This is a genomic window from Pseudomonas sp. FW300-N1A1, from assembly GCF_058789115.1.
This window is the reverse complement of the sequence record NZ_JBYTBK010000003.1, coordinates 133,221-153,128: the sequence shown is the minus strand read 5'-3', so window position 1 is coordinate 153,128 and position 19,908 is coordinate 133,221. Positions and strand designations below refer to the sequence as shown.

Below are 19,908 nucleotides of genomic sequence, written 5' to 3'. Positions count from 1 at the left end.
ACTTAAAATAAAAAGAGAGTCCCAGATGCCCGTACCCGACCCGTTCCGCGAAGGCATGGCCCGCGGCTGGAAAACCTACAATGGCTCGCAACTGGCCAATGACCTGACATTGGAAGCCGACATTGCCATCATCGGCAGCGGTGCGGGCGGAGGCACCACCGCCGAAATCCTCAGCGCCGCCGGTTACAAGGTGCTGCTGATTGAAGAAGGCCCGCTCAAGACCAGCAGCGACTTCAAGATGCTGGAAGACCAGGCCTACACCAACCTCTACCAGGAAGGCATCGGCCGCATGAGCAAGGACGGCGCGATCACCATCCTTCAGGGGCGCGCGGTGGGCGGCACGACACTGATCAACTGGACCTCGAGTTTTCGCACCCCCGAGCCGACCCTGGAACACTGGGCCAAAGAGCATGACGTCAAAGGCCACAGCCCGGCCGAGATGGCACCCTGGTTCGAGAAAATGGAGCAGCGCCTCGGCGTCGCCCCGTGGCTGGTGCCACCCAACGCCAACAACGATGTGATCAAGAAAGGCTGTGAACAACTCGGCTACAGCTGGCACGTGATCCCGCGCAATGTGCGTGGCTGCTGGAACCTGGGCTACTGCGGCCTGGGCTGTCCGACCAACGCCAAGCAATCGATGATCGTCACCACCATCCCCGCCACGCTGGAAAAAGGCGGCGAACTGCTTTACCTGGCTCGCGCCGAACAACTGCTGATCAAGGACGACAAGGTCACCGGCCTGCAGTGCGTGGCAATGGACGAGCGTTGCGTGGCCCCGACCGGACGCACTATCACCGTCAAGGCGCGCCACTACGTGCTGGCCGGCGGCGGTATCAACAGCCCGGCGTTGCTCCTGCGCTCCAGGGCGCCAGACCCACATGAATGCCTGGGCAAACGCACCTTCCTGCACCCGGTGAACATGTCCGCCGGGCTGTTCGATAACGTGATCAACCCATTCTACGGCGCACCGCAGTCGATTTACTCCGACCATTTCCAATGGCAGGACGGCACCACCGGCAAAATGTCCTACAAGCTGGAAGTACCGCCGTTACACCCAGCATTGGCGGCGACCCTGCTCGGCGGCTTTGGTACCGAGAGCGCCGAGCACATGCACCAGTTGCCGCACACCCACGCGATGCTGGCGCTGATGCGCGACGGTTTTCACCCCGACAGCACCGGCGGTAGCGTCGAGTTGCGTGGCGATAACACGCCCGTGCTCGACTACCAGGTGTCGGACTATGCCTGGGACGGTCTGCGCCGGGCGTTTCACAGCATGGCCGAGATCCAGTTCGCTGGGGGCGCCAAGGCCGTCATGCCCATGCACGCCGACGCGCGCTACGTGAAAACCCTGGCCGAAGCCCGCACCATGATCGACGGCCTGAGCCTTGAGCTGTACCGCACCCGCCTGGGCAGCGCCCATGTGATGGGCGGCTGCGCCATGGGTGAAAACCCGAAAATCGCCGTCACCGACAGCCTTGGCCGTCACCATCAACTGCGCAACCTGTCGATTCACGACGGCTCGCTATTCCCCACCAGCATTGGTGCCAACCCACAATTGTCGGTCTATGGGTTGACCGCGCAATTGGCCAGCGCACTGGCGGAGCGCTTGAAAAACCCATGAAAAAATCGATTATTCGCAGCGTCTATAGTCCTTTCTTACCGCAAAGGTGGCTTGGCCGACCGGGAATGCTGCGATACCATCCGACTCCCCAACGGATTCCCGCCAGGACGACGCGATGAACCGAGTGTTGTACCCAGGTACCTTCGACCCTATTACCAAGGGCCATGGCGATCTGGTCGAACGCGCCTCGCGCCTGTTCGACCATGTGATCATCGCCGTCGCCGCCAGCCCGAAGAAAAACCCGCTGTTCCCCCTGGAACAGCGCGTGGAACTGGCTCGCGAGGTCACCAAGCATCTGCCGAACGTCGAAGTCGTCGGCTTTTCGACGCTGTTGGCGCACTTCGCCAAAGAGCAGAATGCCAACGTGTTCCTGCGGGGTTTGCGCGCCGTGTCGGACTTCGAATACGAGTTCCAGCTGGCCAACATGAACCGCCAGTTGGCCCCGGATGTCGAAAGCCTGTTCCTCACGCCCTCCGAGCGTTATTCGTTTATTTCTTCGACGCTGGTCCGTGAAATTGCAGCCCTGGGCGGCGATATCACCAAGTTCGTCCACCCTATCGTGGCCGACGCCCTGACCCTGCGCTTCAAGAAGTAACGACCGAAAACGTCCGCGCCCAGCCCGGACGTTTTTTGCCCTCCATCGCCCCCGCGTGCACTGCGCTCGTCAATGCGGCACAATTGTGCGCATTAGTTTTCAGATGCCTGGGTCGACAGCCCCGGCAGGAGCCCCCCAATGTCCCTGATCATCACCGACGATTGCATCAACTGCGACGTCTGCGAACCCGAGTGCCCGAACGCCGCCATCTCCCAGGGCGAAGAGATCTACGTGATCGACCCGAACCTGTGCACCCAGTGCGTCGGCCACTATGACGAACCACAATGCCAGCAGGTTTGCCCGGTGGATTGCATTCCGCTGGACGAAGCCCATCCGGAAACTGAAGAGCAGTTGATGGAGAAATACCGGAAAATCACCGGTAAGGCTTGAGCCATGTCGCGCCCGAAAGGGCGCACTTGCGGGCTATCACGCCCTGCTGTCAGCGCTGGCACCGTGGGCAAAACACACTCGCGCGCTGCCCCAGCTTCACTTCTCGAAGCTCTGTCCCGCACACCTTGCAGCCTTCGCCGCCCCGGCCGTAGACGAACAGTTCCTGCTGGAAGTAGCCCGGCTGGCCGTCACCGCCAACGAAGTCACGCAAGGTAGTGCCGCCGCGCTCGATGGCCGCGGCCAGAATGCGTTTGATCTCGATCGCCAGCTTCAGGTAGCGCGCCCGGGAAATCCCCTTGGCCTCGCGACGCGGATCGATCCCGGCGGCAAACAGCGCTTCGGTCGCGTAAATATTGCCAACCCCCACCACCACGGCGTTGTCCATGATGAAAGGCTTGACCGCCATGGAGCGCCCCCGCGACAACTGAAACAACCGCTCACCGTCGAACAGGTCGGTCAAAGGCTCGGGCCCGAGGCGAATCAGCAGTTCATGATGCAGCGGGTCAAGACTCCAGAGCATCGCGCCAAAACGTCGCGGGTCGGTGTAGCGCAGGGCCAGGCCGGACTCCAGCTCAATGTCCACATGCTCATGCTTGGCCGCTGGCAGCCCGATCTCTACCAGGCGCAAATTGCCCGACATGCCCAAGTGGCTGATCAAGGTGCCGACTTCGGCATTGATCAGCAAATACTTGGCACGGCGGTCCACCCCCACGATGCGCTGCCCGGAAAGGCGTACATCGAGGTCCTCCGGAATCGGCCAGCGCAAGCGCCGCTCGCGCACAATCACGCGGCTGACACGCTGGCCTTCAAGGTAGGGCGCAATACCGCGGCGGGTGGTTTCGACTTCTGGCAATTCGGGCATGGCGTACTCGGCTCAGGAAAGGTCCGACACTCAGTGGTGAGCGCCGAGCTCGCGAATCGTCTGCTTGAGGTTTTCGAAGTCGTAGTCCGAGAGGCCGACATAGTCGAGCACCAGATGCCCGATGCTGTCCCACTCATGATCTTCGACCTGGCTGCCCAGTACCCGGTACGACGCGCAAATGTGCTCAGCCATTTTCAGGATTGCCAGCAGGTTCTTCAACTGGCTGTTGCGCGACGTCTCATCGCTGAAGATCGCCAGCGCATTGTGGTGATTGGCGATGGCGTGGGTCACGTGCTCCGGCAAGCGCCAGGACTTCGCGGTGTAGTAGCCGACCACGGCGTGGTTGGTGTTGAACGCACGGTTTTCCGTGTCCACCACCCGGCACTCGGCGCTCGCGCTGGCATAGGCCTCTTCCAGCACCGACATATAGTTGGGGAAGCGCTTGAGCATCAGCGGCACGCCGCAATCGTGGAACAACCCCAGGGCGTAGGCTTCGTCCACCGCCTGCGAACCAATGCGCTTGGCCAGGCTCAGGCTGGTCATCGCCACATCCTGGGCGGTGTCCCAGAACCGGTTGAGGGTGACGATGGTGTCGTCATTCATCTCGCCCTTGATCGACTGCGCGTTGATCATGTTGATCACCGAACGGCTGCCCAGCAGGTTTACCGCACGCTGGATCGACGCGATCTTGTTGCTCAAGCCGAAGTACGGCGAGTTGACGATTTTCAGCAAGGCGCCAGAGAGGCCGGGGTCCTGGGAGATCAGCTTCGCGATCACTTCCAGGTCCGGGTCGGGCATGTACTGCTCCATCTGCAAATCCACCATGATTTGCGGTTGAGGCGGTACGCTGATGCCTTGCAGGGCCTGCTGGATCTGTTCGGAAGATAGCTCTTGGGACATAAGTACTCACTCTGGGCAAGTGATCGATTCTAGCGGAAAAAAACCGCCACATGGGCGATCTGTCCGACGCAACGCCTATAAACAACCGCGCTGCAACCCCCCATCTAGCGCTATAATCCCGCTCTTTTTTTCACCTGGAGCGACGTCATGTCCCTGCCAAGCTTGCGCCTCAAAGCCAACGCCGACCGTCGCCTGCGCGCCGGTCACCTGTGGGTCTACAGTAACGAAATCGACGTAGCCGCCACCCCACTGCACGGCTTCAAGGCGGGCGATCAAGCGATACTGGAGGCTGCCGGCGGCAAGCCCCTGGGCATCGTCGCCATGAGCCCGAACAACCTGATCTGCGCGCGCCTGCTGTCGCGCGACATCAAGCTGCCGCTCGACAAGTCGCTACTGGTGCACCGCATCAACGTGGCCCTGTCGCTGCGTGACCGCCTGTTCGACAAACCGTTCTACCGCCTGGTCTACGGCGATTCGGACCTGTTGCCGGGCCTGGTAGTCGATCGTTTCGGCGACATCCTGGTGGTACAGATCGCTTCGGCGACCATGGAAGCCCATAAAGAAGACGTGATCGCCGCGCTGACCCAAGTGCTCAAGCCGAGCGGCATCCTGTTCAAGAATGACTCCGCGGCACGCGACGCCGAAGGCCTCGAACGCTACGTCGACACCGTGTTCGGCCTGGTGCCGGAGTGGGTAGCCCTGGAAGAGAACGGCGTGAAATTCGAAGCGCCGGTCATTCAGGGACAGAAAACCGGCTGGTTCTACGACCACCGCATGAACCGCGCGCGCCTGGCACCGTATGCCAAAGGCAAACGCGTACTGGACCTGTACAGCTACATCGGCGGCTGGGGCGTGCAAGCTGCCGCGTTCGGCGCCAGTGAAGTGTTCTGCGTCGATGCATCGGCCTTCGCCCTCGACGGCGTCGAGCGCAACGCCGCACTGAACGGTTTCGCCGACAAGATGACCTGCATCGAAGGCGACGTGTTCGAAGCCCTCAAGGAACTGAAAGCCAGCGAAGAGCGTTTCGACGTGATCGTGGCCGACCCGCCGGCGTTCATCAAACGCAAGAAAGACATGAAGAACGGTGAAGGCGCCTACCGCCGCCTGAACGAGCAAGCCATGCGCCTGCTCACCAAGGACGGCATCCTGGTCAGCGCTTCGTGCTCGATGCACCTGCCCGAAGACGACCTGCAGAACATCCTGCTGACCAGCGCCCGTCACCTGGACCGCAATATCCAGCTGCTCGAGCGTGGCGGCCAGGGCCCGGACCACCCGGTACACCCGGCCATCGCCGAAACCCGCTATATCAAGAGCATTACCTGCCGGTTGTTGCCTAACAGCTAAGGCTTGCTTCGCTCCAGGTTGATCGCTTGCACTCACGGCGTGTGAGCGATCAACTTATCCCACCCGCCACCCGCACATAAAACCTTATACTTATTAATAACTTATTTTCAGAATAACAAACTGTAGGACCAGAGCCACAAAACTCCGGGAAGCACCTTACAGCCATTCCGATTGACCTCCCTTCAATCAAGTTTATTATCTGCACTACCACTTAAAACATAAGTGGCGGATATCAAGCCCTTCACAGGAGGTTGAACCATGAAAAAAGTTAATCTTGAGCACGCAGTAGCGGTACATCATCATGCCATGCTGGGCATACCTAAATAAAAATCAAGGAAGAGCCGGACTGCCGAGTCTCAGCCCGGCTTTTAAAACAGGGGGACAGCATGCACATTAACCCTCACATCTTTTTACTCCCCAAACCACCCCGACTGTTTGTTTGGAATTACAAAACCCATGAACAATTCGAACTCGAAAAGCCATATGCCAGTCGACTAATAGATCTTATTGAAGAGACATCATTGTTCGATTCAGGCCACTCAATAGATACAGAGCTTTTGGCGGCCGGAATTCTTGTTGATCTACTGATACCGCAGAATGACTGAGAGTGGGATGACCTTTCAAAAATCTTCCATATAGGTACTAAAGACCTCATTTTCGATGACGCCCCAAATAACACAAAGGACTGGGCCGAGTATTACCTCTCTCACTGCCAGGAGGTAATGAACCGCCGACCACCATCGCCACACCCACTAGCCCATCTTCACGCAGAAGACATGATTTGCCTGCCGGAGCCTTTCGCCAATAAGGCTATCGACGAAGGTGTCGAATTCAGGAAAACCCTACTGCAACGGAAAACGTGCCGTTCATTTCTGGACCATCACGTATCGCTCAGCGACATCAGCACCCTACTCTACCTTTCCCTCGGTTACCTGAAGGAGCGAGATAGCGAAATCAGCGAACTGACACCCGGCTGGCTCAGAGCGCGGCGCAGCAGTCCATCGGGCGGCGGGCTCAACGCCAGTGAAGGATACTTGTATGCATATAATATCCAAGGATTAGAGCCTGGAATTTATTACTATCATCCACAAACGCACGCTTTGAAGTTACTGAACCGCACAAAGGAGCCCCTTGGTTCATTTTTACAAGGTCAACACTTCGCCAACACGCTTCCCTTTGGGGTATTCATTACTTCACGCCTGAACAAAATCTGGTGGAAATACCCCCACTCCCAGGCCTACCGGGTCGCACTATTAGAAATTGGCCACATTTCACAAACCCTACAACTATGCGCAACCTCACTGGGGTTGGGCACCTGGCTTACTGCTGCGTTGAGCGAGTCAAAAATAGAGAAACTTCTAAACCTGAAAGGCCTTTCAGAACAGGTCTTTCTCTTTGTAGGTGCCGGACATAGTAACGGTGAGGCATTTTGCGAAGAGTTCAGCAGCCTATTAAAACAATAAAACTGCCATATCACTCCGGAAACCAAAAAATGTTAGCGCCCTCACACACAAAAACAATAAGCATCACGCAAAATCAAAAAGTCTCACGCTTCATCCTCATCACCAGTATCTCGCTCATCAGCTTCTTCCCACTCAACATTCTGCTCCCTTCTTTCCCTGCCCTATCCATGGAGTTCAACACTCCAATGGTTGACATTGCCCTTTCCGTCAGTCTCTTCACTCTGGTTTTCTCATTTTCACAGTTGATAACCGGCCCCCTTTCGGATAAGTGGGGGCGAAAAGAGGTACTTCTCGGATGCCTCACCCTTTCTGCGCTTGGCGCAATAGGTTGCGCGCTGGCTGCGGACTATTTGAGTTTCCTGTTCTTTCGCGCTGTTCAGGCTTTAGGGTGTGGATTTTTTGTACTGGGTCACGCACTCGTGGAAGACCTGTTCGATGAACAGGACCGAGCTCGTGTACGCATTTATTACATGACCCTGAGCGGGTCCTTCGTCGCATTGTCCCCTTTGCTTGGGTCATGGCTGCAAAATACATTCGACTGGCAAGGTAGTTTTTATATGTTTTCCCTTGTCGCACTCGGGATACTTACCCACGCCCGCTTGATATTGCCCTCCAGGAAAGCCCGTTCCGAACGTGCGCCCACTTCAGTTACCCGCACGCTGAAAGCCATTCTGGGTAATCGAGACTTTGTCCGCTACTGGTGGATCGCTGCGTTGGTATTTTCCTGCTATTTCGCCCTTATCAGCGTGACCCCACTGGTTTTCATGGACGACCTGAAGTTATCGGAATATCAGTATGCATTGGTGCTCATGGTGTATGGAGTAGCCTATGTACTCGGCGGGGTACTGGCTTCAGCGGTGCAGAAACACATCTCCCTCACCCTGCAAATCAACCTGGGATTGAGCTTGCTGGGCGTCGCTGGCCTGGTGTTAGGGTTGATCGTAAGCAACCATGCAATGACGACGATCACCTTGATTGTGCCGATGCTCATCAGTGCACTGGCCGTCACCTTGGTACGGCCGGCGGCCATATCTGCAGCCATGCTGTTGTTTTCCAACCATGCTGGAACCGCTGCGTCAGCAGGCAACACCATCATGTTCATCACCGCCGCCATCAGTAGTGCTGCCCTGGCACATGCCGGAGATCAGTTGCTGATGATGATCGCCATCGGTTTCATTGGTTGCAGCCTGTGGGGCTTGCTGACAAATGCGAGAGTCGGGCACTGATCGGGCCGCTGTCGCAGTGTGTATCAGGTGGAATGTGTCATCGTTGGCGTTTTTCGCGAGCGCGCTCGCTCCTACAATGGTATATGCCGCCCGCTCGTGCTCGCCGGCATTCCTTCCTGACGCCAGCGGTGTAGAATCGAACGATTCATCGCCAGTCATCCCCCGGCGGGTTTATGAGCTCAGGCTGAGGCGCGCGGCGATCCCGCACAGTCATCGGCAGCTTTCGGACACACGGCCATTTCCGGGTGTTCCCGAGGTCAATAGAAGCTCACTCCCCATTTGATACCTGATTTGCCGCCCGGAGTGCTCCATGCCTGATTACCGCTCGAAAACATCCACCCACGGTCGCAACATGGCCGGTGCTCGCGCCCTGTGGCGCGCCACGGGGATGAAAGATGACGACTTCAAAAAGCCGATCATCGCCATTGCCAACTCGTTCACCCAATTCGTACCGGGCCACGTCCACCTCAAGGACCTGGGCCAGCTGGTTGCCCGCGAGATCGAGCGTGCTGGCGGCGTAGCCAAGGAATTCAATACCATCGCGGTCGATGACGGCATCGCCATGGGCCATGACGGCATGCTCTATTCGCTGCCGAGCCGCGAGATCATCGCCGACTCCGTCGAGTACATGGTCAACGCCCACTGCGCCGACGCCATTGTCTGCATCTCCAACTGCGACAAGATCACCCCCGGCATGCTGATGGCGGCCCTGCGCCTGAACATCCCGGTGATCTTCGTGTCTGGCGGCCCGATGGAAGCCGGTAAAACCAAGCTCGCCTCCCACGGCCTGGACCTGGTCGACGCCATGGTCATCGCCGCCGATTCCAGCGCTTCTGACGAGAAAGTCGCTGAATACGAGCGCAGCGCCTGCCCGACCTGCGGTTCCTGCTCCGGCATGTTCACCGCCAACTCGATGAACTGCCTGGTCGAAGCACTGGGCCTGGCCCTGCCGGGCAACGGTTCGACTCTGGCCACCCACAGCGATCGTGAGCAGCTGTTCCTGCAGGCCGGCCGTACCATCGTCGAACTGTGCAAGCGCTACTACGGCGAAAACGACGAATCGGTCCTGCCGCGCAACATCGCCAACTTCAAGGCGTTCGAGAACGCCATGACGCTCGACATCGCCATGGGTGGTTCGACCAACACCATCCTGCACCTGCTGGCCGCCGCCCAGGAAGCCGAGATCGACTTCGACCTGAAGGACATCGACCGCCTTTCGCGTCACGTTCCGCAACTGTGCAAAGTCGCGCCGAACATCCAGAAGTACCACATGGAAGACGTCCACCGCGCCGGCGGGATCTTCAGCATCCTCGGTTCGCTGGCCCGTGGCGGCCTGCTGCACACCGACTTGCCGACCGTGCACAGCCGCAGCATGGAAGAAGCCATCGCCAAGTGGGACATCACCCAGACCACCGACGAAGCCGTGCATCACTTCTTCAAGGCCGGTCCTGCGGGCATCCCGACCCAGACCGCGTTCAGCCAGTCGACTCGCTGGGAAACCCTGGACGACGACCGTGAAAACGGCTGCATCCGCAGCGTCGAGCACGCCTACTCGCAAGAAGGCGGCCTGGCCGTGCTGTATGGCAACATCGCCCTGGACGGCTGTGTGGTGAAGACCGCGGGTGTCGACGAGTCGATCCATGTGTTCGAAGGCAACGCGAAGATCTTCGAAAGCCAGGACAGCGCCGTACGCGGCATCCTCGCCGACGAAGTGAAGGCCGGCGACATCGTGATCATTCGCTACGAAGGCCCGAAAGGCGGCCCGGGCATGCAGGAAATGCTCTACCCAACGTCGTACCTGAAATCCAAAGGCCTGGGCAAAGCCTGCGCCTTGCTCACCGACGGTCGTTTCTCTGGCGGTACTTCGGGGCTGTCCATCGGCCACGCTTCACCGGAAGCCGCTGCCGGCGGTGCCATCGGCCTGGTGCAGGACGGTGACAAAGTATTGATCGACATCCCGAACCGCTCGATCAACCTGATGGTCAGCGACGAGGAACTGGCCGCACGCCGTGCCGAGCAGGACAAGAAAGGCTGGAAACCGGTTGAGGTGCGCCCACGTAAAGTGACCACCGCACTGAAAGCCTATGCCCTGCTGGCCACCAGTGCCGACAAGGGTGCGGTACGCAACAAGGCGATGCTCGACGGGTTGTAATTCTTAATCGTCGAACAAAAAAATGCCCCGCCACGTGCGGGGCATTTTTTTGTTCGTTCCCACGCTCTAGCTGATCGTTCCCACGCTCCCGCGTGGGAACGATCATCAGCGATGCGGTACTACTGAATTTCCTCCGGCTTGACGATCACCCAGTTCTTGTCCGCTGTCACCGGCAAACCTTCCTTGGCCTGGGCCGCCGCGTTTTTCGCCATCATGCCGTTGATCTGAGCCATGTATTTGTCCTTGCGGTTGACCCACAAGTGGATGCCACCCTTGCTCGTGTCGACGCCGTGGAACAGCATGTAGCCGTCACTGGTCGGTGTATCGCCGCCCACCAGTACCGGTTTTTTCCATTCGTCGATGTAGGTCAGGATCGCCGCCTGCTTGCCAGCCATCCAGGTAGCCGGGGTCCACAGGTAAGGGGTCAGTTCAAGGCCCAGGTTGGCCTTCTCGTCATACTTGCCGGCGGTGATCTGCTTGCGCGCCGTGGTCAGCTCGCCGCTCTTGCGGTCCTTGAGCATCATCGTCACGCCGATCACGTTTTGCGGTTTGACGTTGTAGCCGTACTTCGGATCGGAGGCGACCATGCGCACCAGCTCCTCCGAGGCGGCGGTCATGACGTAGACCTCGATGCCGTTGTCCATCAGCTTGTTGTACAGCTCTTTCTGGCCGGTGAAGATTTTCGGCGGGTTGACGTCGATGGTCTTGACCACGTCGCCTTCATAGTAAGTGCTCGGTACCGGCTTGCCGGACGCCATCAGCTCATCGACGTAGCCTTTGAGTTCCTTGAGGGTGAAGCCGGAGAACACCTGGGCGACCCACGGATAGCAAACCATGTCATCAAGTTCGCACAGACGGTAGTAGTAGCTGAACAGGCTTTCCTTGTGGTCGGCCGTGTCCTTGAACGGGATCAGTTTCAGGGAGGGGTCGAGGGACTCGCGGGTGATCAGGCCCTTGTTTTCCATGAACGGCAACAGCGACTCTTCAAGGTCATAGCGGTAACTGGTGTTGTCCATGTCGAACACCGCGTAGTTACCCTTGTTGGCATTGGCCGCGATCATCGCGTCCAGCTGCCTGGCCTGTGCCTCGGGCCAATGCTTGAGATCGGTGGCAGACACCTGGCCGGCAAGGCCCAGGCACATGGCGACGGCTAACAGGTTCGCGGCGACTTTCATGTGCATTTCTCCCTGAATGAAAGCCATCGACGCTAACAAATTAGTGTGACCGTCCTCGTCTGGGCGCGACCGCTTGCATGCTGATTCCGTCATCGGCATAACCCACAGCGTCACGCCCTTATTCCAAAAACGACAGTCGCCATGCGTTTTTGGTATTAATTCATTAGATTTCAAGCTGTTAGGCTTGCCGGTTCGCAATCGCCCCGCACTGCGATTGGCACAAGTCTTTTTGGAGTCTCAATGAATCTGCCGCTGATCCTCAATCTGCTGGTGTTCCTCGCCTTGCTGTTCGGCTTGGCACAAACCCGCCACACCACCTGGAGCCTGGCCAAGAAAGTCCTGCTCGCCCTGGTGATGGGCGTGGTGTTCGGGGTTGCCCTGCACACGATTTACGGTGCCGGTAACCCGGTACTCAAAGCCTCGATCGGCTGGTTCGATCTGGTGGGCAACGGTTACGTGCAGTTGCTGCAAATGATCGTGATTCCGTTGGTGTTTGCCTCGATCCTCAGTGCCGTAGCGCGCCTGCACAACGCGGCGTCGCTGGGCAAGATCAGCTTCCTGACCATCGGCACCCTGCTGTTCACCACCGCCATTGCAGCATTGATCGGCATCGGCCTGACCAACCTGTTCGGCCTGAGCGCCGAAGGCCTGGTGGCCGGCACTCAGGAAATGGCCCGCCTGCAAACCATCCAGACCGACTACGCGGGCAAGGTCGCGGACCTGAATATCCCGCAGCTGCTGCTGTCGTTCATTCCGCAGAACCCGTTCGCCGACCTGGCCCGTGCCAAGCCGACCTCGATCATCAGCGTGGTGATTTTCGCCGCCTTCCTGGGGGTTGCCGCGCTGCAACTGCTCAAGGATGACGTGGAAAAAGGCCAGAAAGTGATCAACGCCATCGACACCCTGCAAGCCTGGGTGATGCGCCTGGTCCGCCTGGTGATGAAGTTGACCCCTTACGGTGTGTTGGCGCTGATGACCAAGGTGGTCGCCGGTTCCAACCTGCAGGACATCATCAAACTGGGCAGCTTCGTGGTGGTGTCGTACATCGGCCTGGGCCTGATGTTCGTGGTTCACGGGCTGTTGGTCGCGCTGGCCGGGATCAACCCCCTGCGTTTCTTCCGCAAAGTCTGGCCGGTGCTGACCTTCGCCTTCACCAGCCGCTCCAGTGCGGCGAGCATCCCGCTGAGCATTGAGGCGCAAACCCGCCGCCTGGGCATTCCGCAATCGATCGCCAGCTTCGCCGCTTCGTTTGGCGCAACCATCGGCCAGAACGGCTGTGCCGGCCTGTATCCGGCGATGTTGGCGGTGATGGTCGCGCCGACCGTGGGCATCAACCCATTGGACCCGCTGTGGATCGCAACCCTGGTAGCGATTGTGACCCTGAGTTCGGCCGGCGTTGCCGGTGTCGGGGGTGGCGCCACCTTCGCGGCGCTGATCGTGCTGCCGGCCATGGGCTTGCCGGTGTCACTGGTGGCGTTGCTGATCTCGGTTGAACCGCTGATCGACATGGGCCGTACGGCGCTGAACGTCAGTGGCTCGATGACCGCTGGCGCAGTCACCAGCCAGATCATGCAGCAGACGGATAAAGAACTGCTGCATGCGGATGAGCATGAGGAGCTGGCGCACGCTTGACGGGTAGAGCAACCTTGTGGCGAGGGAGCTTGCTCCCGCTGGGCTGCGCAGCAGCCCTAACACCAGGCGGTACGTTCTTTCTGAAAGACCGCATCAGCCTTATTGGGGCCGCTTCGCGACCCAGCGGGAGCAAGCTCCCTCGCCACAGTTTCTAAGCTTTTTCCCACACCTCGAAGCTGTACGCCGGTTTGTCACCTTCAGCCGGATTCGGCGTGTCCGACACCAGTTTCCACTGCTTCACGTCAAACTCCGGAAACCACGCATCACCCTCTGGGCTCAGCGCCACGCGGGTCAGGTACAACCGGTCGGCCTGTGCCAAACCTTGCGCATACAATTGCGCACCGCCAATCAGCATCAGCTCATCGACGCCCTGCTCCAGCGCCCACGCTTGTGCCCGTTCCACGGCGGCTTCCAGCGACGGATAGACTTCCGCGCCTTCCAGGTGCAGGTCGACCTGACGACTGACCACGATATTCAACCGGCCCGGCAGCGGACGACCGAGGGAATCCCAGGTCTTGCGCCCCATGATGATCGGCTTGCCCAGCGTGGTGGCCTTGAAGTATTTGAAATCCCCCGGCAAGTGCCAGGGCATGCTGTTGTCGACGCCGATCACACGGTTTTCACCGAGGGCTGCGATCAGGCTGAGGGGGAGTGTTTTTTTCATGACGACGAGGATACCAGAGCCTCGCTTTCCCCGATAAGCGCCACAGCGGTTATGCTCACCACTCACTTAAGCGACGGGATGACGCGTGACTGAACTGACACCCCTGCAAACACTCTGGCTGACAGAAGCCGTGCGCTTGCGCGAGGAGCACGCCGGTGCCCTGGAAGATACCGAAGCCAGCCGCCTGGCCCGCAACGCCGGTGGCGACCTGTCGAGCCGCCTTGCGGCCCGGGCACTCTGGCTGGCCGACCGCGATGGCTTGACCCGCGCCCTCCATCACTGGCTGCAAGGGGCGCGGCTGGCGCTGATCGTGCTGGCCGCGCTGGCGGTCATCAGCGGTGCCGGCCTGGCGTTTGCCGCGCTGGGCGATGGCCAGACTCCCGTCAACGTATTCTGGGCCCTGGGCAGTCTGCTCGGGCTAAACCTGATGCTGCTGTTGAGCTGGGCCTTCGGCCTGGTCCTGGCCGGTGACTACGGCGCCACCCTCGGACGCCTGTGGCTGTGGCTCAGCGAAAAGCTGGCCCGCGACGCCAAGACCGTACACCTGGCACCCGCCCTGCTGCTGTTGCTGCAACGCCGCAAGCTCAATCGCTGGGTGCTCGGCATGCTGGTCAACGGCCTGTGGCTGGTGGCGATGCTCAGCGCCTTGGTCATCGTGCTGACGCTGATGGCAACCCGGCGCTACGGGTTCGTCTGGGAGACCACCATCCTCAGTGGCGAGACGTTCGTCGCCATGACCCAGGCCCTCGGCGCCCTGCCCGCGCTGCTGGGGTTCAGCGTACCGACCGTGGAGATGATCCGCGCCAGCGGCGATGCCGCCCTGAACATTGAAAGCGCCCGGCAAGCCTGGGCGGGCTGGCTGGTCGGCGTGGTGCTGGTGTACGGCGTGGTGCCGCGGCTGCTGCTGGCACTGTTCTGCCTGTGGCGCTGGACAAGTGCACGCGCAGGTCTGCACCTGGACCTGACCCTGCCCGGCTACGCGCAGCTGCGCGAGCGCTTGATGCCGAGCAGCGAACGCCTCGGAGTCAACGATGCCGCCCCTGAACAGCTGCATCCGGTCAATGGTGGCGCCAGCGCCCTGGACAGCGACGGTGCGCTGCTGGTCGCCATCGAACTGGACGACCAGCGCCCGTGGCCACCGCCGCTGCCCGGCAATGTCAAAGACGCCGGCATTCTCGACAGCCGCGAGTCGCGACATAAGCTCCTGGAACAACTGACCCGTTTCCCACCGGCGCGCCTGGCCATTGCCTGCGACCCCCGCCGTTCGCCGGACCGTGGCAGCCTGGCGCTGATCGCTGAACTTGCCCGCTGCGCCAGCGCCACCCGTGTCTGGTTGCTGCAAGCCCCGACGGGCCAGGCACTGGACGCCGAACGCCTGGGTGACTGGCATGAAGCACTGCAACAGTTGCAGCTGCCCGTCGCCGAGTGCGCGCCGATGAACTGGCTGGAGTCGGGTCATGACTGAGGCTAAAAACAGAGCCTTGAAGCTCGCCGTGGTTGGCCACACCAACGTCGGCAAAACCTCCTTGCTGCGTACCCTGACCCGGGATGTCGGGTTCGGTGAGGTGTCCCATCGCCCCAGCACCACCCGCCACGTCGAAGGTGCCCGGTTATCGGTGGACGGCGAAGCCTTGCTCGAACTCTATGACACACCGGGGCTGGAAGACGCCATCGCCCTGCTCGACTACCTGGAACAGCTGGAGCGCCCCGGCGAACGCCTCGACGGCCCGGCGCGACTGGCGCGGTTCCTGGAGGGCAGCGAGGCACGGCAACGCTTTGAACAGGAAGCCAAGGTCCTGCGCCAGTTGCTGGCCTCCGATGCCGGGCTGTATGTGATCGATGCCCGCGAGCCGGTGCTGGCCAAGTACCGTGACGAACTGGAAGTGCTGGCCAGCTGCGGCAAACCGCTGCTGCCGGTGCTGAACTTCGTCAGCAGCGCCAATCACCGCGAGCCGGACTGGCGCGAAGCGTTGGCCCGCCTGGGGTTGCATGCGCTGGTGCGCTTCGACAGCGTGGCACCGCCCGAGGATGGCGAGCGCCGGCTGTATGAAAGCCTGGCGCTGTTGTTGGAAAACGCTCGCGGCCAGCTTGAGCGTCTGATCGCCGACCAGCAGGCACAACGTGAAGCCCGCCAGCACAGTGCGGCACGCTTGATTGCCGAACTGCTGATCGACTGCGCGGCCTGCCGGCGCAGCGTGGCCAGTGAGGCCGAACAAGAACAACAGGCCATCAGCGAACTGCGCAAAGCCGTGCGTCAGCGCGAACAACGCTGCGTCGAGGCACTGCTCAAACTTTATGCCTTCCGCCCACAGGACGCCGCCGCCAGCGACCTGCCATTGCTGGATGGCCGCTGGGGCGATGACCTGTTCAACCCCGAAACCCTCAAGCAACTGGGGGTGCGGGTCGGCGGCGGGATCGCGGCGGGGGCGGCGGCCGGTGCTGGTGTGGACTTGCTGGTCGGCGGCCTGACCCTCGGTGCAGCGGCATTGGCCGGTGCGATTGCCGGCGGCGCCCTGCAAACCGCGCGCAGTTATGGCAGTCGTTTGCTGGGCAAGATCAAAGGGCAACGTGAGTTGACCGTCGATGACAGCGTGCTGCGCCTGCTGGCGTTGCGTCAGCGACAATTGCTACAGGCGTTGAACCAGCGTGGACATGCGGCGATGGACAGCATCAAGGTGGATACGCCGCAGGATAAAAGCTGGCGCGAAGGCAAGTTGCCAGAAGCACTGACGAAGGCGCGGGCGCATCCGCAATGGTCGTCGCTCAATCCCCATGCAAAGTTGAGCCAGGCGGAACGCCAGGAGCAGATCGAGGTGTTGGCGCAGAAGGTGATCGAGGCTTGAGTCTCGAGCACCTGTGCCGACCTCTTCGCGGGCAAGCCCGCTCCCACAGGGAGTCTCGAGCACGCACACAATCACTGTGGGAAAAAGCCGGGCGTTACACGGCCAATAGGCGCAATGCCTTCGCCTTCAACACGGCCAGATCCATCACGGGAACCGCCATCTCCTTCGCCTGCTCATCCCACTGGCGCATGCGCAAGCTGACGGCGCACAGCGGGTCTTGCTTGAACGCTTCGGCTTCGGCGGGGGTCATCACCCCACCCTGATACTCCAGCGTACGACGGCTGGCTTCGCTCAGGCGCTCGTAGTACCCCGGCTCGGTCAGCGTCAGGTAGCGCTTGGCCTGGACGTGATACTCCACCAGTCGCGCCATGCGCTCGCCAAAACCCAGGCGACGCAGGTAGTCGGCGCCGAGGCGTTCATGGCTGGCCACCCCGAAGCCGCCCATGTTCTCGGCATTCTCGGCGCAGAGGTGCCCGATGTCGTGGAAGAACGCCGCCAGCACCACTTCATCGTCGAAGCCTTCGGCCATGGCCCGTTCCGCCGCCTGGGACATGTGCTCGATCTGCGACACCGGCTCGCCGATGTAGTCACTGGCACCCAAGCGCTCGTACAAGCCGAACACCTCGGCAATCACCTGCTCATTGCGGCTCATCAGTGCTCTCCCAATAGCGTCCCGAGATTACGTTCGGCCATCGCCGGCCCGACACTCATGCCCACGCCGGTGTGCATCAATGCCGCATGCACGCCGGGCGCCGCCTGCAAAAACGAAAAGGGGGCCGGCCCTCGAGCACCATAGACGCCCTGCCAGCGTTCGACCACTTGCACCTTGCAACCCAGCGTCTGCTCGGCCAGCTCGATCATCCAGTCGTCCACTTGCTCGGCATTGAACGGTGACGGGTCGCTGCCATAGTGATGGGAATCGCCGATGATCAGTTCGCCATGGGGTGTCGGGCTGATCAGCAGGTGAATACCCTGTTCATGCAGGTGGGGTGTTTCACGCAGGATCTGTGCACGTACCGCCTGCGCTTGCGGCAAGTCGGCGAAGGCGCCGTAGTGCACACAACTCAACCCGGTGAGCAAGGCGTGTTGCAGCTCAAGGTTGGCCTGCGGACGGGCACGGAGCATCTGCAGGCGGCAGATCTGCGGTTCGAGCGCGGCGATCGAATCGGCCAGCAGGGTCTGATAGTCATGGCCGGAGCAGACGATGATCTGCTCGCCGGTGAAGCTGCCCGCCGTGCTGTGTACACGACCGGGTTCGACATCGCGCACCAGGGTCGAGAAGTGGAACGCCACGCCCAGGTCGCGGCGCAGGTAGTCGATCAAGGCCGGGATCGCTTCGCGCGAATACAGCTGCTGGTCATCCAGGCCATGCAAGGCTGCGCGGTGGTGGCTGAACCGGCCGCCGTACAAGTTGCGCAGCGCAGTACCGCGCAGCAGTTCGACACGGTAACCGTGCTCGACGGCGCGCCCTTCGCAGAAGGCCTCCAGCAAGTGCTCTTCAGCTTCGGTCCGCGCGAACAGGTACGAACCGTTGCGCTTGAGCGGCAAACCGGCAAGCTGTGCCCATTGCCCCCAGATCTCACGGCTGGCCTTGGCCAGCTCGAGCATCTGTCCAGGTGGCTGGCCCGTGACCAACGCCTGGCCGAAGTTGCGCACCGAGGCGCCCAAAGGCGTGGCGCTGCGCTCGAAGACCCTGGCCTTGAGACCGCGTTTGGCGGCGGCATAGGCGTGGGACAGCCCCAGGATTCCGGCGCCGACGATCAGCATGTCGCTGTGATTTTCCATGTTCATGTCCTGAAAAAGCTTGAGCACGACAGAGATCCCCCGTGGCGAGGGAGCTTGCTCCCGCTGGACTGCAAAGCAGTCCCAAAACCAGCCAACGAAGTCCTTCAGGAGGAATGCATTCATCGGTTTTGCGACCGCTTCGCGGCCGAGCGGGAGCACGCTCCCTCGCCACAGGGATTTGCATCAGCTATTTGGCAGCCACTTTCTCGGACTTGCCGTCATAACGCTTGCGCCATTCGCTGAGGATCTCGTCACGATTTTTCGAGGCCCAGGCGAAGTCGTTCTTGATCAGGCGCTGTTCGTAGTCGGCCGGCAGTTCGGTCTGTGGCTTGGCAATACCCGGCTGCGCCAGTACCGCGAAGTTTTCCTTGTACAGCTCCATCGCGGCCGGGCTGGCGGAGAAGTCGGCGAGTTTCTTCGCCGCCTCTTCATGAGGTGTGCCCTTGATCACGGCGGTGGCCTCGATTTCCCAGCCCAGGCCTTCTTTCGGCAGGACGATGTCCAGTGGCGCGCCCTGGCGCTTGAGCTGCACGGCCGGGTACTCAAAGGAAATGCCGATCGGGAACTCACCCGCCGCGGCCAGCTTGCATGGCTTGGAGCCGGAATGAACGTACTGGCCGATGTTCTGGTGCAGGTCGTCCATGTACTGCCAGCCCTGCTTCTCGCCGAAAGTTTGCAGCCAGGCGCTGACATCGAGGAAACCGGTGCCGGACGAGGCCGGGTTCGGCATGACGATCTTGCCTTTGTATTCCGGCTTGGTCAGGTCCTGCCAGCTCACCGGCTTGGTCAACCCTTGCTTCTCGGCCTCGACGGTATTGAAGCAAATGGTCGCGGCCCACACGTCCATGCCCACCCAGGCGGGCGGGTTGGCGGCGTCGCGGTAGTTGCCGCCGATCTTGCCCAAGTCCTTCGGCGCGTAGCTTTGCAACATGCCTTGCTGGTCAAGGATCGCCAGGCTCGAGGCCGCCAGGCCCCAGACCGCGTCAGCCTGCGGACGGGCTTTTTCGGCCAGCAGCTTGGCCGTGATGATGCCGGTGGAATCGCGCACCCACTTGATCTCGACGTCCGGGTTGGCCGCCTCGAACGCCTGCTTGTAGGTTTTCAGCTGCTCGGCCTCCAGGGCGGTGTACACCGTCAGTTCGGTTTTCGCGGCAAAGGCGTTCATGCTGAAAGCAGTGAGGACAGCAGCGGCTAGAGCCAGGGGCTTGAACATGGTGCGGTTCCTTTCAAGTGCGGATCAGAGGGGTTATTGGTGC

General features: G+C 60.6%; 16 protein-coding genes and 1 pseudogene. 10 read left to right on the top strand and 7 right to left on the bottom strand.

Translation table 11 applies throughout. The features are described 5' to 3' along the window. Positions 1-25 precede the first annotated feature (25 nt). The 3 genes from AC3WQN_RS04300 (at position 26) to AC3WQN_RS04290 (ending at position 2,606) form a co-directional block, all read left to right on the top strand. On the top strand, positions 26-1,621 hold the full coding sequence (locus AC3WQN_RS04300; protein ID WP_103398794.1) for a GMC family oxidoreductase: 1,596 nt from the start codon (positions 26-28) through the stop codon (positions 1,619-1,621). 115 nt (positions 1,622-1,736) lie between these two features. After that, positions 1,737-2,216, top strand: coding sequence for a pantetheine-phosphate adenylyltransferase (coaD, locus tag AC3WQN_RS04295; protein ID WP_071552943.1), 480 nt, complete (start codon positions 1,737-1,739; stop codon positions 2,214-2,216). A 138-nt stretch (positions 2,217-2,354) separates the two neighbouring features. Continuing rightward, entirely contained in the window at positions 2,355-2,606 is a 252-nt protein-coding gene (locus tag AC3WQN_RS04290; RefSeq protein ID WP_003195146.1) for a YfhL family 4Fe-4S dicluster ferredoxin, read from the top strand. A 49-nt stretch (positions 2,607-2,655) separates the two neighbouring features. Here the strand turns inward: AC3WQN_RS04290 and mutM are convergent, their stop codons facing one another. Further along, positions 2,656-3,468, bottom strand: coding sequence for a bifunctional DNA-formamidopyrimidine glycosylase/DNA-(apurinic or apyrimidinic site) lyase (gene mutM / locus AC3WQN_RS04285; protein WP_103398793.1), 813 nt, complete (start codon positions 3,466-3,468; stop codon positions 2,656-2,658). Between the two features lie 30 nt (positions 3,469-3,498). Further along, positions 3,499-4,368 carry an HDOD domain-containing protein gene (locus AC3WQN_RS04280; protein ID WP_095081574.1) on the bottom strand — a complete coding sequence of 290 codons (870 nt, stop codon included), beginning with the start codon at positions 4,366-4,368 and terminating at the stop codon, positions 3,499-3,501. 147 nt (positions 4,369-4,515) lie between these two features. On the opposite strand from AC3WQN_RS04280, the gene AC3WQN_RS04275 reads away from it, so the two are divergent. From AC3WQN_RS04275 to ilvD, 4 genes and pseudogenes are all read left to right on the top strand, one after another. Beyond that, positions 4,516-5,712 carry a class I SAM-dependent rRNA methyltransferase gene (locus tag AC3WQN_RS04275; RefSeq protein ID WP_095081576.1) on the top strand — a complete coding sequence of 399 codons (1,197 nt, stop codon included), beginning with the start codon at positions 4,516-4,518 and terminating at the stop codon, positions 5,710-5,712. A gap of 386 nt (positions 5,713-6,098) precedes the next feature. Then, positions 6,099-7,175 (top strand): annotated as a pseudogene (locus AC3WQN_RS04270) (SagB family peptide dehydrogenase). Positions 7,176-7,204: 29 nt separating this feature from the next. Next, positions 7,205-8,401, top strand: coding sequence for an MFS transporter (locus AC3WQN_RS04265; protein WP_103398792.1), 1,197 nt, complete (start codon positions 7,205-7,207; stop codon positions 8,399-8,401). 310 nt (positions 8,402-8,711) lie between these two features. Continuing rightward, on the top strand, positions 8,712-10,553 hold the full coding sequence (ilvD, locus tag AC3WQN_RS04260) for a dihydroxy-acid dehydratase (protein ID WP_103398791.1): 1,842 nt from the start codon (positions 8,712-8,714) through the stop codon (positions 10,551-10,553). A gap of 119 nt (positions 10,554-10,672) precedes the next feature. On the opposite strand, the gene AC3WQN_RS04255 is transcribed toward ilvD, so the two are convergent. Next, on the bottom strand, positions 10,673-11,728 hold the full coding sequence (locus AC3WQN_RS04255) for an HAD family hydrolase (RefSeq protein ID WP_103398790.1): 1,056 nt from the start codon (positions 11,726-11,728) through the stop codon (positions 10,673-10,675). 240 nt (positions 11,729-11,968) lie between these two features. Here AC3WQN_RS04255 and AC3WQN_RS04250 point away from each other — a divergent pair, with 240 nt between their 5' ends. Beyond that, a complete protein-coding gene (locus AC3WQN_RS04250) occupies positions 11,969-13,360 on the top strand; it encodes an L-cystine transporter (RefSeq protein ID WP_103398789.1) in 1,392 nt (463 codons plus the stop codon). A 151-nt stretch (positions 13,361-13,511) separates the two neighbouring features. Here AC3WQN_RS04250 and AC3WQN_RS04245 read toward each other — a convergent pair whose 3' ends face one another. Continuing rightward, positions 13,512-14,024: a dihydrofolate reductase gene (locus AC3WQN_RS04245; protein ID WP_103398788.1), complete on the bottom strand. Its 513-nt coding sequence runs from the start codon at positions 14,022-14,024 to the stop codon at positions 13,512-13,514. 85 nt (positions 14,025-14,109) lie between these two features. Between AC3WQN_RS04245 and AC3WQN_RS04240 the strand changes: the two genes are divergently transcribed. Both AC3WQN_RS04240 and AC3WQN_RS04235 read left to right on the top strand, forming a co-directional pair. Next, the gene (locus AC3WQN_RS04240; RefSeq protein ID WP_103398787.1) at positions 14,110-15,489 is read left to right on the top strand and encodes a DUF2868 domain-containing protein; all 1,380 of its coding nucleotides are present in this window, start codon (positions 14,110-14,112) and stop codon (positions 15,487-15,489) included. Next, positions 15,482-16,867, top strand: a complete 1,386-nt coding sequence (locus tag AC3WQN_RS04235; RefSeq protein WP_103398786.1) for a GTPase/DUF3482 domain-containing protein — start codon at positions 15,482-15,484, stop codon at positions 16,865-16,867. Before AC3WQN_RS04240 ends, AC3WQN_RS04235 begins: the two co-directional genes overlap by 8 nt. Before the next feature lie 94 nt (positions 16,868-16,961). On the opposite strand, the gene AC3WQN_RS04230 is transcribed toward AC3WQN_RS04235, so the two are convergent. From AC3WQN_RS04230 to AC3WQN_RS04220, 3 genes are all read right to left on the bottom strand, one after another. Next, complete coding sequence (locus tag AC3WQN_RS04230; protein WP_103398785.1) at positions 16,962-17,519, bottom strand: phosphonate degradation HD-domain oxygenase; 558 nt, start codon at positions 17,517-17,519, stop codon at positions 16,962-16,964. Beyond that, entirely contained in the window at positions 17,519-18,652 is a 1,134-nt protein-coding gene (locus tag AC3WQN_RS04225; protein WP_103398784.1) for a TIGR03364 family FAD-dependent oxidoreductase, read from the bottom strand. The genes AC3WQN_RS04230 and AC3WQN_RS04225 overlap by 1 nt, the downstream gene beginning before the upstream one ends. A gap of 187 nt (positions 18,653-18,839) precedes the next feature. After that, positions 18,840-19,865 carry a putative 2-aminoethylphosphonate ABC transporter substrate-binding protein gene (locus tag AC3WQN_RS04220; protein WP_095083630.1) on the bottom strand — a complete coding sequence of 342 codons (1,026 nt, stop codon included), beginning with the start codon at positions 19,863-19,865 and terminating at the stop codon, positions 18,840-18,842. Between the last annotated feature and the right edge of the window lie 43 nt (positions 19,866-19,908).

What these genes read in the sequence shown, in the direction of transcription:
- AC3WQN_RS04255 (WP_103398790.1), bottom strand. Translation starts at nt 11,728, where the DNA reads ATGAAAGTCGCCGCGAACCTGTTAGCCGTCGCCATGTGCCTGGGCCTT.
- AC3WQN_RS04250 (WP_103398789.1), top strand. Translation starts at nt 11,969, where the DNA reads ATGAATCTGCCGCTGATCCTCAATCTGCTGGTGTTCCTCGCCTTGCTG.
- AC3WQN_RS04280 (WP_095081574.1), bottom strand. Translation starts at nt 4,368, where the DNA reads ATGTCCCAAGAGCTATCTTCCGAACAGATCCAGCAGGCCCTGCAAGGC.
- AC3WQN_RS04220 (WP_095083630.1), bottom strand. Translation starts at nt 19,865, where the DNA reads ATGTTCAAGCCCCTGGCTCTAGCCGCTGCTGTCCTCACTGCTTTCAGC.
- AC3WQN_RS04235 (WP_103398786.1), top strand. Translation starts at nt 15,482, where the DNA reads ATGACTGAGGCTAAAAACAGAGCCTTGAAGCTCGCCGTGGTTGGCCAC.
- AC3WQN_RS04245 (WP_103398788.1), bottom strand. Translation starts at nt 14,024, where the DNA reads ATGAAAAAAACACTCCCCCTCAGCCTGATCGCAGCCCTCGGTGAAAAC.
- ilvD (WP_103398791.1), top strand. Translation starts at nt 8,712, where the DNA reads ATGCCTGATTACCGCTCGAAAACATCCACCCACGGTCGCAACATGGCC.
- AC3WQN_RS04275 (WP_095081576.1), top strand. Translation starts at nt 4,516, where the DNA reads ATGTCCCTGCCAAGCTTGCGCCTCAAAGCCAACGCCGACCGTCGCCTG.
- AC3WQN_RS04290 (WP_003195146.1), top strand. Translation starts at nt 2,355, where the DNA reads ATGTCCCTGATCATCACCGACGATTGCATCAACTGCGACGTCTGCGAA.
- AC3WQN_RS04225 (WP_103398784.1), bottom strand. Translation starts at nt 18,652, where the DNA reads ATGGAAAATCACAGCGACATGCTGATCGTCGGCGCCGGAATCCTGGGG.
- mutM (WP_103398793.1), bottom strand. Translation starts at nt 3,468, where the DNA reads ATGCCCGAATTGCCAGAAGTCGAAACCACCCGCCGCGGTATTGCGCCC.
- coaD (WP_071552943.1), top strand. Translation starts at nt 1,737, where the DNA reads ATGAACCGAGTGTTGTACCCAGGTACCTTCGACCCTATTACCAAGGGC.
- AC3WQN_RS04265 (WP_103398792.1), top strand. Translation starts at nt 7,205, where the DNA reads ATGTTAGCGCCCTCACACACAAAAACAATAAGCATCACGCAAAATCAA.
- AC3WQN_RS04300 (WP_103398794.1), top strand. Translation starts at nt 26, where the DNA reads ATGCCCGTACCCGACCCGTTCCGCGAAGGCATGGCCCGCGGCTGGAAA.
- AC3WQN_RS04230 (WP_103398785.1), bottom strand. Translation starts at nt 17,519, where the DNA reads ATGAGCCGCAATGAGCAGGTGATTGCCGAGGTGTTCGGCTTGTACGAG.